The organism is Clostridium cadaveris, assembly GCF_020911725.1.
GTDB classification, from domain to species: Bacteria; Bacillota; Clostridia; order Clostridiales; family Clostridiaceae; genus Clostridium_X; species Clostridium_X cadaveris.
Genome location: NZ_CP076620.1, coordinates 1,426,910 through 1,440,069, shown reverse-complemented (window position 1 = coordinate 1,440,069; position 13,160 = coordinate 1,426,910). Strand labels below are relative to the sequence as shown.

Sequence of the window (13,160 nt, the reverse complement as noted above, 5' to 3'; positions counted from 1 at the left end):
CCCCCATCACTAGTTCTTTAAGGCCTCTTCTATAGTGTCAAATTCCTTTATTATCTTATACATACCAGAAAGCTCAAATATCTTCTTTACTCTGTTGCTGACTGACACTACAAAAAGAGATCCGTTTTTCATTGCAAGTTTTTTATATCTTCCTATAACAACTCCTATACCAGAGCTGTCCATAAAAGTAACTCCTGAAAAGTTTAATATAAGTTTTGTTATATCATCATTGTCTAATCTATAATCGATTTTATTTCTAACTTCTTCAGAGCTATGGTGATCTAATTCACCTAGTAAGGTCACAATTAAAGTTTTATCCTGTTCATCAAATTTTAAATACATAATGTTCCTCCTTTACATAGAATATTTTCTGGCTGTAAAATTAAAAAATATATTTTCATAAACTAGTCATAACGCCCTACTACATTCATATTCTACGCAAAGGATTATTTTCCTTCTTTTTCCATGAAAATTCATATTCTTAGGTTTAATCTATTTCTTCTTTCCTATAAACCTTTTTATTTCATTATTAAATATCTCCATAAAGCGACTCCAATTCATGTCTTCCATAAGGATTTCCACAGCATCTTCTATAGTATTCATAGTATATATGGAGAATTCTCCTTTTCTTACTGCTTCTTCTACCTTGTGATTTAGTATTATATCACTAAGATTAGTAGCTGGGATTAAAACTCCTTTTCCATCAATCGTTGAGATACTGTCACATAAATTAAAAAATCCCTCTATCTTTTCATTTATTCCTCCTACAGGCTGAATTTCACCAAATTGATTAATAGAACCTGTAACAGCTATATTTTGATTTATTGAAATAGAAGTTAAAGCTGATAACATGGCTATAACCTCTGCTACAGAGGCACTATCACCTTCGAGATTTCCATAAACCTGCTCAAAGCTCAAATAAAAATCAACAGGTAGAGAGTTGTATTTGTCATACAAACTATTTATATAGGCTTTTAAAATGTTTAAAGATTTCTCATGAATCTTACCGCTTAGCTTACTTTCTTTATGGGCATCTAGTATATTCCCATCGCCTTTATAGCAGACACAAGTTATCCTTATAGGCTTTCCAAAACTTATATTATTTGTCCCTACCACAGATAATCCATTAACGGAACCAGTTTTAGTTCCATCTACATTTATAAGAACTTTTCCTTCTTTGTACATATCAATATTTTCAATTTCAAAAATAGATTTTTCTTCTGTTATTTTTTGGATTGATGCTTCATCTATTTGATTCTTACCACTTATCTTTGCTTTTATACAACATCTTTGCAATAATCTTACAACATCTTCATCATTAAAATAAATCTTGTCTCTATTTTCAGATTTTCTGCATAAATATTTCACGATTTCTTTAAAACCACCATGAGTTATCTGAAGCAAATTGTTGTCTTTAATTATCTTATTTAGCCTAACTCTTATATCTTCCATATCTTCTTTACAAATCCTTATCACAGGATTTGCTTCTAAATGTATTGGAAAATTGCTTTTAAAATTACTATCATATTCTGATAATATATTGTAATATTCAAAATCTCCTATTATTATTATTTTCGTATCAAATGGTATCTCTTCAATGTCTAAAGTGCTTAAAGATAGTATTTCTAAATAACTTCTATAAAAATCATAGCTTATTTTTTTATTAAATATAGCTTTGTTTAAATACTCATATGAACCTGCGTTATTTAACAAATCGCTAATCCTTACAATAAACACTCCTTCATTGGCTCTTATAAGTGATCCTCCATATATTAGAGAAGGACTTGTAGCATACGTTCCACTCTGAGTTTCATATTCTATTTTGCCCATGAGATTAGACACTATAGGATTGCTTTCAAATATTACTCTTGGATGTTTTTCTCCACTATTGTCAGCTATTATATTTACTATAAATTTTTCTATAATCTTATCTATAACCTCTGCATCATCATCCAATTCTCCTGAAAAATTATCTACCGCTGAATCTATAATATTATTTATCACAAATTCCAAATAATTCATAGAAACTTCATCACCATTTAAATCTTTGTAATATTGATCTTTTATATCTTTGCTTTTATCATCCAAATAAGTTTTCATTATCATCTTTACCTTATCTAGATATTTATCTTCAAGCTCTCTTATTGAATCTAATATATCTTGAGCTGAACTCTTAAGTTTTGATACTTTTCCTAAAATCTCCTCCTTAAGAAGCATATCAAGACCGTCATATTCCTTGGTCGTCATGGCTTCCCCTTCTTCTTTTAATGGCATAAAAGCAAATCCTTGAGATGTAGCCTTTATGTCAAACCCCTCATCTTTAGCTTTTTCCATTAAAAATTCTATTAAATCACTTCTCTTTTTATTTAATTCATCCATAATTAAATCTTTATCATTTGCCGAGGAAGTACTATAAAATTTTAAAATTATTTTATATACTTCCTCCTTAACAAACTCTAAAGATTCTTTAAGCTTTACTGCCATACCATTTTTAAGAATAAGCACTTTAGGAGCTTTTTCATTATCATATATGACATAGCAAATATCCTTAGGCGGATTTTTGCCTTTTAATATCTCTTCTATTCTTGATATAAGATCATTTATTTTATCTTTAGAGAATTCGTCTACCAAATATATATTCAAATCTCCTTTTTCATCATGTAAAACTATCTCTTCTATCTCTTTGTATACATCTTTATATTCGTGAAGCACACAATCCTTCGAAAGATCCATGTCTTCACCTTTAAAATCAAACTGAAATATTACTTCCTTAGAGGTTAATTTTCTCTTCATAGCCGCACCTATCTTTAATTTTTTTAAAGATAGTCCTCCCTTCAAAACATTACTATTATATTAATATTCATTATTGTGATTTTTAGTAACAATATTAAAAATAAAAGTTTTATGATACCCTTAACTTATTAACTATATTTTTAATAGAGAAATTGTTAGAACATAAAATAAGTTAATTTATATATAAAAATATCTAACATAAGTTTTAATCTACAAATTTTATATAAGCTATTTTAATGATATTTATACTATGATATAATATTTCTTAGTCATATATAAAATTGATGTAATAATATATTTACAATTTATAGTAAAGGAGTCTTTAATATGGGATTTAAGGATAAGCTTGTACAGCATTATACTAATGCTTATTTCAAAAAATATGGTGACAGATTAACACAAGTTCAAGGAAATGTAGTTTCTGCTAAGGTAGAAGAAAAGAGTATTCTTTGGATTTTTCATAAGCTAACTGCAACACTAATTGTTAGACCTCAAGGAACAAAAAACGTAACTAAGTGCGTTTATCAAAAAAATAAATGGTTTAAAAAACCTGAATTTATAACTATAGCTCAAGGACATTCTGTAATCATTCAAGGACTAAAAGGCAAAAAAGGTAAAAAAGGCAAAGAGAACAAAGAAAGTATAGAAGTTATGAACATAAGAAACTTAACTACAAAACGTGATTTAGTTCCTGTTGATGCTCCAATGAAACAGCAAGTTAAAAGAGTTAGATACAAATAAATTATTAACGGCTAGCCCTGAGGTTAGCCGTTTTTTCATTATCTTTTTCTATATAGATACAAGCTGTTTATCATCGCTATTATCCCTGAAAAGAAAACCACTATAAACCATTGTCCAATATTTAACATTGTAGTTTGGAAAACAATAGATAAAAATGGTATATAAATTATAGATAAAAGCATTACGATGGATACTAATACAGCTCCAACTAAATATGGATTAGTAAATAATTTTATCTCAAATATAGAGTGTCTTTCAGACCTGCATTCAAATACATGAATTAATTGAGATAAAACTAAAGTACTAAGAGTCATAGTCCTGCAAGTTTTAATGCTGAATCCATAATACATTCCTGCTATAAAAGTTAAAAGTGTGCAAATTCCTATAAGTGCTCCCCTTATAACTATCTTTTCAACTAATCCTCTAGCAAATATATCCTCATTCTTTTTCCTTGGTTTTTCTCCCATTATATCACTGTCTGGTGGGTCTACACCTAACGCTATTGCTGGAAGTCCATCTGTTGCAAGATTTACAAATAGTATTTGTATTGGTGATAATGGTATTGGAAGACTGAACATAGATGCTAAAAACATAGTTAGAACTTCTCCCAAATTACATGAGAGCAAGTATCTAATAAATTTTCGTATGTTATTGTATATTACTCTTCCCTCTTCTACTGCAGAAACTATAGTTGAAAAATTATCGTCCATAAGTATCATAGCAGAAGCCTCTTTAGATACATCTGTTCCTGATATACCCATAGCTATTCCTATATCGGCTTCTTTTATGGCAGGAGCATCATTAACTCCATCTCCGGTCATAGCCACTACTTTCCCAATACTCTTATAAGCTTTAACTATTCTAAGTTTGTGATTTGGACTTACTCTCGCATATATCTTTGTTTTCATAACTTTTTTTATAAGATCTTTGTCACTGATACTCTCTATCTCTTCGCCAGTCATGACTTCATCTAGAGATGTACATAAATCAATTTCTTTTCCTATAGCAAATGCTGTATTTTTATGGTCTCCAGTTATCATAACAGGTCTTATTCCAGCCATTCTGCATTTTAGAATAGAATCCTTTACTTCTTTTCTTGGAGGATCTATAATACCAGCTATTCCTAAGAAAATAAGATCTTTCTCCAAAGACTCATTTTTTGTAATTCCGCTGTCCTTATAAGCTGCGCCTATACATCTTAAAGCCTTAAGTGACATTTCTTCTATAGATTTTGACACCTTATTTTTTAAAGTATAATCAAAAGGAACTACAGAATTATTCAAAAGTATATATTTGCATTTTCCAATTAATTTTTCAGGTGCACCCTTAACATAACATACCTCTTTGCCATTTTCTTTTACTACTACAGACATCATTTTTCTAGATGAGTCAAATGGAAGTTCATAAATTCTTTGAGCGCCGTTTAAAAATATTTTTATATCTTTCATATTCTTAAAATAAGCACTTATTAAAGCCGTTTCTGTAGGATCACCCATTAGTCCTTTTTCCATAGACCTACTTTCAAAATCATAATTACAGTCATTGCAATAAGTAAAGGCTTTCTTTAAAAGAATATTTTCTGGTAATGATATTTTGTCACTTTCATATATGTTATTGTTAAAGTACATAGCTTTTACAGTCATCTTATTTTCTGTAAGAGTACCTGTCTTATCACTGCATATTATAGAAGTACATCCTAAGGTTTCAACTGCTGGCAGCTTTCTTACAAGAGCATTTCTCTTAAGCATTCTAGATACTCCTAATGCTAGTGAAACTGTAACTATTGCTGGAAGTCCTTCTGGTATAGCTGCCACAGCTAGTGATACTCCCAAAAGGAACATTTCTCTTGGTTCTTGTCCTCTTGCTATTCCTACTAAAGTTACAACAGCGCATATAGCCATACATACAACAACAAGAACTCGCCCGACTCTATTTAATTTTTCCTTCAATGGCGACTTTTCTTCTTCTATGTTTGATAACATATCAGCTATCTTTCCCATTTCTGTTGACATTCCTACTTCTGTTATCTTAGCTAGGGCCTTTCCCTTTAAAACGATAGTTCCCATAAAAATTTTATTATTTCCTCTTAAGTTCTTTTCAACACCATCAGATTCACCAGTCAAAAGAGATTCATTTACCATGATTCCATTGCCATCAATGATTATTCCATCACCTGGTATCCTATCTCCTGCCTCTAAAACTACCACATCACCTAATGTAATCTTTTCCGCGCTCATGACGCATATCTTCCCATTTCTATAAACTTTAGTTGTAGGAGCTGCTAAATTTTTTAAAGCTTCTAAGGATTTCTCTGTTCTATACTCTTGAACAAAACCTAGCAACCCATTTATTACAACTATTATAAGTATGGTTATAGCATCTGCCATGTCTCCCATAATTCCTGATATCACAGTAGCTGCCAATAGCACCCACGTCATGAAATCATTGAACTGTGCTAAAAATATAAAGATGGGAGATATCTTTTTCTTATCTTGAAGAGTATTTAATCCATAGACTTTTAATCTTTTATCAGCTTCCTCGTTTGTTAAACCAATTATTAAATCTTTTTCTTCAACCATTTTATCTCTCCTCTGGTATTAAAATTATGTTATATAGTAATATATGTTAATACCCCTTGAGTATATGAAATATTTATGATATAAAAATATGTATCAGTGCTAATTTAAGGAGGCGTTTTTATTGAAAGACGTATTATACATTACAGGACACAAAAATCCCGACTCAGATTCAATCTGTGCTGCTATAGCTTACGCTTATTTCAAGAATAAAATAGGAGTATCAACAGCTATGGCAGCAAGACTGGGAGAAGTAAACAGAGAAACTAAGTTTATACTTGATTATTTTGGAGTAAACGAGCCTACTTTAATAGAAACAGTAAAGCTTCAAGTATCTGACCTTCATATAGATAATATAGCACCTATATCAAAAGATATATCTGTTAAAATGGCATGGGCCATAATGAAAAAAAATGATGCAAAAACTCTACCTGTAACAGATGAAAACAATAATCTTATAGGACTTGTTTCCTTATCAAACCTCACTTCTACCTGCATGGATATTTGGGACAGCCATATACTAGGTAAAAGTCAGACTACTTTAGATAATATTTTAGATACATTATCTGGTGAGATAATATATGCTACTGATGAACCTTCTTTCAAGGGTAAAATTGTTGTTTCTGCAATGCATCCAGATAGCTTGAAAGATATAGTGGAAGAAGGAGATATTGCTCTTTGTGGTGATAGAGAAGATGCACAATCTCTTCTTATAAACTCAAAAGCATCACTTATTATAGTTACAGGAAAACATTATTTAAGTGATACTCTTATAAATAAAGCTAAAGAAAATAAATGTAGTATAATCTCTACCCCTTATGATTCATTTACAGCTTCAAGACTTATAACACAAAGTATTCCTGTAAGTTACATAATGACTACAGGTGATCTTGTAAGCTTTTCTACAGAAGACTTTGTTGATGAGATAAAAAGTGTAATGCTTGAAACCAGATATAGAAGCTATCCTGTTGTTAATGAAAGCAATAAGGTAATGGGAAGCATATCTAGGTATCATCTTATAGCTCAAGCTAAAAAGAAAGTGATTTTAGTAGACCATAATGAAAAAGGTCAGTCTGTTCATGGTCTTGAAGAGGCAGAAGTTTTAGAAATAATAGACCATCATAGAATTGCTGACATACAAACTGGTAATCCTATTTATTTTAGAAATGAGCCAGTTGGAAGTACTTCAACTATAGTGTCATCAATTTTCTTCGAAAATGGCATAATACCATCAAAAAAAATAGCCGGCATATTATGTGCTGCTATAATATCAGACACTCTTTTATTTAGATCTCCAACATGTACTCAAGTTGATAAAATCATGGCTAATAGACTTTCAAAAATAGCAGATATAAATATAAATGAATTTGCTAAAGAAATGTTTAAAGCCGGAACATCATTAAGCGGAAGAACACCTTATCAAATGCTACATCAAGACTTCAAAGTATTTAATATAGATAACATAAAAATAGGTGTATCCCAAATAAATACAATGGATATTGAAGGATTTCAGTCATTAAAAGATGATATTTTAGATCTAATGGAAGAATATACAAAAGAAAATAGTTTCAGGATTTTAGTATTTATGCTTACTGATATCTTAAAGGAAGGGTCTGAAATTCTTGTAGTAGGTCCTGATAAAGATATAATATCAAAAACTTTCAATGTAGATTTTGATACAACAAATTCAGCATTCCTTCCTGGAGTTCTTTCTCGTAAGAAGCAGGTTATACCTCCAATAACAGCTACTATAGCTTCTTTAAACTAAAAAATAAAATCAGCAGATTTTCAAATATCTCTGCTGATTTTTTACTTAAAGTATTCTTATAATTAAGAAAACTATAAAGAACAAAAATGCTACACCATATACTATATTTAAATAATCCTTGATACACTCCTTATCAATCTTCGAATTAAAATTTCCATAACTCTTTATATAGCTTGCATTTTTACTCTGAAAGTAATAATAAAAGTTTATATTTTCTATATATGCAGCCATTATATCTGGATTTAAAACAGGTCTTTTTATTACATTTGATAGATAGTCCTCTTTAAAATCTATTTTGAATGTTCTGTTCTTAAAAATATATATGATGTAATAGATTCCTTGTAATATTAGAGATGGTATTATAGTTGTTATTCTAAAAAGAAAGTCTATAATCACATAATCTCCTACTTCGTAAAGTTGATAGATCATAAAATATATTATTCCATAATAGTTGTTTCTAAAAACCATTATGGAAAATAGAGGTGCTATAAATCCACATAATATACCCTTTGTTAGAAGTGATAAAGATTTATAAAATTGTATTTTGTCAGTTAAGTTCAAATTATACCTCTCACTGTAACTTATGTTTATGACTAAAAAAGCAGTTATAAAGTTCATGTATTCATTAGACCCCAAATAGTAATATACAAAAAATAGAGCTATGATAAAAGATAAATATATAACCTCAACTACTATTTTTTCTCTAAAGATTTTTATAAGCTTATCATTTATCTTTTTAAAAATCTGCTGTCTATCGATTTTCCATAAAAGTATGCTGACTAGACATCCTAATACATATCCTATACCCATAAAACCCCTCCATAATTCTAATAATAAATTATATGAAAAGCTTAAAGTTTATATTCTGATTATAATTAATAAAGACTGAAAATTAGACTTATGTTTTTATAAATCTAATTTTCAGTCTTTATATTATACAATTCGTATTTATTATAGATATTTTCTTTTCCTTTACTTCTACTACTCCACAAAGAAATATATTATTTTGAATTAACTCTATTTTTTCTTTATCTATCTCAACAATTTCTAAAGCTTTGTCAACTGTAATACCCATTTTTTCTTTATCTACATTAAATATAATTATATTTTTTTCAATATTATCTTTGCTTAAAGATAATATTGCTTTTATATCTAAAACAGTAATTATATTTCCATTAAGTCCAATAATTCCTTTAATATAATAGGGCGCTAGAGGTACCCTTGTTATATCTCCTGTATCTTTTATAAGCTCTATATTTTCTATATCTAGTGCAAATAACTTTTCTTCTAAAGTAAAGATTAAAATCTGCATCATTCTATTCCTATCCTATAACTTTATTGATAGCCTCTAAAACCTGAGATTCCTCAAAAGGCTTTACTATAAAATCTTTTGCTCCAGCTCTTATTGCATCTATGACCATAGCTTGCTGCCCCATAGCCGTACACATTATTATTTTAGCACAGCTATCTATTTTTTTGATCTCTTCCACTGCTTTAATTCCATCCATATCAGGCATAGTTATATCCATTGTTACTATATCTGGCTTGTACTTCTTATATTGTTCTATAGCAGACATTCCATCCTTTGCTTCTGCTACTACATGAAAACCATTCTGTTCTAATATATCCCTTATCATCATTCTCATAAAAGCTGCATCATCCACAATCAACACACTACTCACTTTTATTCCCACCCCCACTTTATCTTACTTTTAATGATTTTAGAATCCTGTCTAAAGAATCTGTAGTTGGAATATAATAAAGATGTCCAATAATTTTTTCATATTCTTCTGATACCAAAAACCTTATTTCTAAATCAACCACCTTATCTTCAAATTGGCTTAATTCTATAAACGTAGTAGACAAGATAGCTCCAAGTGTATCCTGTACAACTTCTTGGTTTGAAGAAACAACCTCAAGACCTGTAAATTTTGATATAGATTTTATAAAGTATTGAGAAATAATTTCTACCATATTTTTAAACATCTCTATATTTAGAATAACTTTATTTTTCTCTTCAATCTGTATATAAAAGCTTGAAAATTCATCAATCTTATTCTTTTCTAATATAAAAAGTATACTTCCATGTATTTCTCCCAATATCCTTGTTCCTATTGAAATGACCACTTTTTCCGCATCTAAATCCCCAAATATTTCATCAAAGCTTAATATATTAATCTTAGGAACAGTCATATTTACCTTTTTATTGATTAACCCTGAAATTGCTGTTGCGGCATTTCCAGCTCCTATATTAATTACCTCTTTAATAGCATCAAGTTCAATATCATTGAACTCTTCCCTACTCATACAGCATCCCTCCTACATCACCTTAAATGCGCTTATATCTAAAATCAACACCACTTTTCCATTCATTAAAATAGTTGCCCCCATATATTCCTTTAAACCAGAAATTATTTTTCCAAGAGGCTTAATAGCTATTTCTCTTTGCTCCAAAATAGCATCAACTAAAAAAGCTAAAATCTTTTCTTCAACTTTCACAATTATAACAAAATTCTCATCGTGAGCCTTAACAGCCCCATACATATTTACTATGGGGATATAGTTTCCCATATAATTGATTATTCTTTTATCTTCTATTTCTTCTATAACAACTTCTTCAGTACTTATAATTCTATATATGTAGGATAAGGGAATTGCAAAAATATTTTCACCTATTTTTACTATTGTTGCTGCTAATATTCTTAAAGTTAATGGAATTTTTATAATAAATGTAGAACCTAATCCATTTTCACTATAAAAATCTATACTTCCCCCTAGATCATCAATCTTAGATTTAACAATACTCATACCAACTCCACGACCAGATATATTAGTAACTGTATCCTTTGTGGAAAAGCCTTGAGTAAAAATCAATTTTTTAATCTCATCCTTGTCCAATTTCTTTTCTTCCAAATTTAAAGATTTTCTTTTTAATCTTAGTGCTTCTGTATCTATACCACAACCATCATCAGATATTTTTATTATTGCATTTTTTCCTTCTTGATAAGCTGTAAGCCTTATATTTCCTATTGGTTCTTTACCCTTCTTAATTCTATCATCATTAGACTCTATGCCATGATCAATAGCATTCCTTAAAAGCTGAATCAACGGTTCTCCTATTTCTTCTATAACAGTTCTATCCATCTTTGTTTCTTTTCCCTCTATGACAAAATTTATCTCTTTATTTAATTCTACAGATAAATCTCTCATCATCCTAGGAAATCTGTTAAATACAACTTCTAACGGCATCATGCTTATATCCTCAACTAGATTTTGAAGCTTTGCTGTAGTACGCATCATATCTTCAAGAGTTTCATTTAACTCAGTTAGTCTATTTTCTTTAGTAATCTGTTCTAGATTTAATCTCTGTGCAATTACCTCAGAGACTAGATTCATTACTTCATCTAGTTTGTCTACCTCTACTTTTATATTTTTATTCCTATTATTTAATATACCTTTATTAAGTTCCGAGTTATTTATCCTTTTTTCATTTTTTAAAGTCTTAGAATTAGTTGAGTTAGGTGTTATTATTTCTTTAGGCTTTATACTTTTTTCTATATGTAAATTTATTCTTTCTATCTCAGCACTAACAGAGCTTATATCATACTCACCGTTTTCTGTATTGTCTATAGTATTCACTATCAATGTAAGTATATCTATACAATTAAATAAAGTATTAGTTATATCAGAATTTAGCTCTATAAGTCCACTCTTTATGATTGTCAATAGATCCTCCATCTTATGAGTAAGTTCTGACATAGCTTTAAACTCCATAGCTGCGGACATACCTTTTAATGTATGTGTTCCTCTAAAAATTATATTTATTTCGTTTAAATCATGAGGATTTTTTTCAAGAGCTAACAAACTATTGCTTATCATCTGGAGATTATCCTTGGACTCTTCTACAAATATCGAAAGATATTTTAATTTATTCAAATTTCCACCTCTGAATTTAAATATTACTATTATTCATTTTAATTAATTCTATATCATGATTAGAATTCCTTCTGACAAATGTATTGAATTCTTTTATTTCCAATGCAATATTTCTACACCATCATATTTTTTCTTATAATTGATTAAGTATGGCTTCCCAACAAGCTTTAAAAGTGGTAAATCAGATAAGGAATCAGAAAACATATATGAGTCTTTAAAATCCACCTCTATATTATCTTTTTTTAAAGATTCCATAAGGCGTTTTATCTTCTCCTCTCCTTTGCAATTTACGCCCTCCATAAATCTAGTGTAAAGTGATTCTTCTCTTTTAAATTTTGTACCTATTATCTTATCAATTTCTTTCATCTCATAAAGTTCATTAAGATAAAATTCAGGAGATGCTGATATTAAATAAATTTTATATCCTTCATTTTTTAATTTTTTAATCATCTCTATCCCATCTTTATAGAGAATTTTTTTAAATCTATTTTCATAAAAGTCTTTAATTAATTCATCCATCTTTTCTTCACTCATTCCATGAATAAATTTTAAAAAAAATTCCTTGGTTCTTTTTTCGTCAAAGATTCTCATAACAAATAAAAGTCCTGACAACACAGCTCTTGGTGCATAAATTATATTTTTAGGATATCTTTTTAAAGAATAATAATAAAATTGTCTTAAAGTCTCCTTGCTGGTTAAAGTATAATCCACATCAAATATAGCTAATTTTTCTATGGTAATCCCTCCAATACCTTCATCTATAAGAAAAAGAGCCGCCTTACGGCAACTCTTTAAATTTTACTCTTCTTCTTCCATAAGACTTTCATAGTAAGCAGTTACTTCTTCAAACTCCTCGTCATCAGGAATAACTAATTCGCCTTCTTCACCTATTGATTTAAATAAGTAGCATGATCCATCTTCAGGATTTTGTACTAGAACGTATTGACCATCATTGTATTCAAATGCGTCTGTCACAGGACACGATATGATATTTCCTTCTTCATCTTCTAAGTCAACAACAAATGCTTCTTCATCATGACCTTCACAACCGCATCCGCAGTCATGATTATGCTCATGGCTATGTCCCTCACAGCAGCAGTCATGTTCCTTCTCATGGTTATCAGTGCAATCACAAGAATTGCATCCACAATTTTTAATTTCTTCGTTATTCATATAGTCATAGTTGCGAAGTCCTCGCAACGTCCTCCTTTCCATTTATGGATTATGTATTCATTTTACCCTTAAATTCAAGTTATTAAAAGACTTTTTTTTATTTAATATATACTTTTTATAAAAAGATGACTTTTGCATCACTGCAAAAGTCATCCTTTATATAATCGCTAGGT

Annotated in this window: 12 protein-coding genes; 2 read left to right on the top strand and 10 right to left on the bottom strand. The window is 29.5% G+C overall.

Going from position 1 to position 13,160, the window contains the following annotated elements; all coding sequences use genetic code 11:
* Nucleotides 1–9: 9 nt before the first annotated feature.
* Together spoIIAA and KQH81_RS06615 are read right to left on the bottom strand one after the other, a co-directional pair.
* On the bottom strand, nt 10–342 hold the full coding sequence (gene spoIIAA, locus KQH81_RS06620) for an anti-sigma F factor antagonist (RefSeq protein ID WP_027637943.1): 333 nt from the start codon (nt 340–342) through the stop codon (nt 10–12).
* Between the two features lie 150 nt (nt 343–492).
* Complete coding sequence (locus tag KQH81_RS06615; protein WP_230029129.1) at nt 493–2,793, bottom strand: AAA family ATPase; 2,301 nt, start codon at nt 2,791–2,793, stop codon at nt 493–495.
* A 327-nt stretch (nt 2,794–3,120) separates the two neighbouring features.
* Here KQH81_RS06615 and KQH81_RS06610 point away from each other — a divergent pair, with 327 nt between their 5' ends.
* Nucleotides 3,121–3,534, top strand: a complete 414-nt coding sequence (locus tag KQH81_RS06610; protein ID WP_027637941.1) for a hypothetical protein — start codon at nt 3,121–3,123, stop codon at nt 3,532–3,534.
* A gap of 38 nt (nt 3,535–3,572) precedes the next feature.
* On the opposite strand, the gene KQH81_RS06605 is transcribed toward KQH81_RS06610, so the two are convergent.
* Nucleotides 3,573–6,113, bottom strand: a complete 2,541-nt coding sequence (locus KQH81_RS06605; RefSeq protein WP_027637940.1) for a calcium-translocating P-type ATPase, PMCA-type — start codon at nt 6,111–6,113, stop codon at nt 3,573–3,575.
* Between the two features lie 121 nt (nt 6,114–6,234).
* Between KQH81_RS06605 and KQH81_RS06600 the strand changes: the two genes are divergently transcribed.
* Nucleotides 6,235–7,878, top strand: a complete 1,644-nt coding sequence (locus KQH81_RS06600; protein WP_027637939.1) for a putative manganese-dependent inorganic diphosphatase — start codon at nt 6,235–6,237, stop codon at nt 7,876–7,878.
* Nucleotides 7,879–7,923: 45 nt separating this feature from the next.
* Here the strand turns inward: KQH81_RS06600 and KQH81_RS06595 are convergent, their stop codons facing one another.
* The 7 genes from KQH81_RS06595 to KQH81_RS06565 form a co-directional block, all read right to left on the bottom strand.
* Entirely contained in the window at nt 7,924–8,688 is a 765-nt protein-coding gene (locus KQH81_RS06595) for a hypothetical protein (RefSeq protein ID WP_027637938.1), read from the bottom strand.
* Between the two features lie 118 nt (nt 8,689–8,806).
* Nucleotides 8,807–9,193 (bottom strand): chemotaxis protein CheW, encoded by a 387-nt coding sequence (locus tag KQH81_RS06590; RefSeq protein ID WP_051196186.1) that lies wholly within the window; start codon nt 9,191–9,193, stop codon nt 8,807–8,809.
* A 7-nt stretch (nt 9,194–9,200) separates the two neighbouring features.
* Entirely contained in the window at nt 9,201–9,560 is a 360-nt protein-coding gene (locus KQH81_RS06585) for a response regulator (RefSeq protein ID WP_027637936.1), read from the bottom strand.
* Nucleotides 9,561–9,579: 19 nt separating this feature from the next.
* On the bottom strand, nt 9,580–10,185 hold the full coding sequence (locus KQH81_RS06580; RefSeq protein WP_027637935.1) for a chemotaxis protein CheC: 606 nt from the start codon (nt 10,183–10,185) through the stop codon (nt 9,580–9,582).
* A 12-nt stretch (nt 10,186–10,197) separates the two neighbouring features.
* Entirely contained in the window at nt 10,198–11,814 is a 1,617-nt protein-coding gene (locus KQH81_RS06575) for a chemotaxis protein CheA (RefSeq protein ID WP_230029128.1), read from the bottom strand.
* Between the two features lie 93 nt (nt 11,815–11,907).
* A complete protein-coding gene (locus tag KQH81_RS06570; protein ID WP_027637933.1) occupies nt 11,908–12,549 on the bottom strand; it encodes an HAD family hydrolase in 642 nt (213 codons plus the stop codon).
* Between the two features lie 63 nt (nt 12,550–12,612).
* Entirely contained in the window at nt 12,613–12,987 is a 375-nt protein-coding gene (locus tag KQH81_RS06565; protein WP_027637932.1) for a DUF1292 domain-containing protein, read from the bottom strand.
* Nucleotides 12,988–13,160 lie beyond the last annotated feature (173 nt).

Bases quoted from the DNA above. Each gene is read 5' to 3' on its own strand.
- KQH81_RS06595 (WP_027637938.1), bottom strand. From the start codon at position 8,688: ATGGGTATAGGATATGTATTAGGATGTCTAGTCAGCATACTTTTATGG.
- KQH81_RS06580 (WP_027637935.1), bottom strand. From the start codon at position 10,185: ATGAGTAGGGAAGAGTTCAATGATATTGAACTTGATGCTATTAAAGAG.
- KQH81_RS06610 (WP_027637941.1), top strand. From the start codon at position 3,121: ATGGGATTTAAGGATAAGCTTGTACAGCATTATACTAATGCTTATTTC.
- spoIIAA (WP_027637943.1), bottom strand. From the start codon at position 342: ATGTATTTAAAATTTGATGAACAGGATAAAACTTTAATTGTGACCTTA.
- KQH81_RS06565 (WP_027637932.1), bottom strand. From the start codon at position 12,987: ATGAATAACGAAGAAATTAAAAATTGTGGATGCAATTCTTGTGATTGC.
- KQH81_RS06605 (WP_027637940.1), bottom strand. From the start codon at position 6,113: ATGGTTGAAGAAAAAGATTTAATAATTGGTTTAACAAACGAGGAAGCT.
- KQH81_RS06590 (WP_051196186.1), bottom strand. From the start codon at position 9,193: ATGATGCAGATTTTAATCTTTACTTTAGAAGAAAAGTTATTTGCACTA.
- KQH81_RS06615 (WP_230029129.1), bottom strand. From the start codon at position 2,793: ATGAAGAGAAAATTAACCTCTAAGGAAGTAATATTTCAGTTTGATTTT.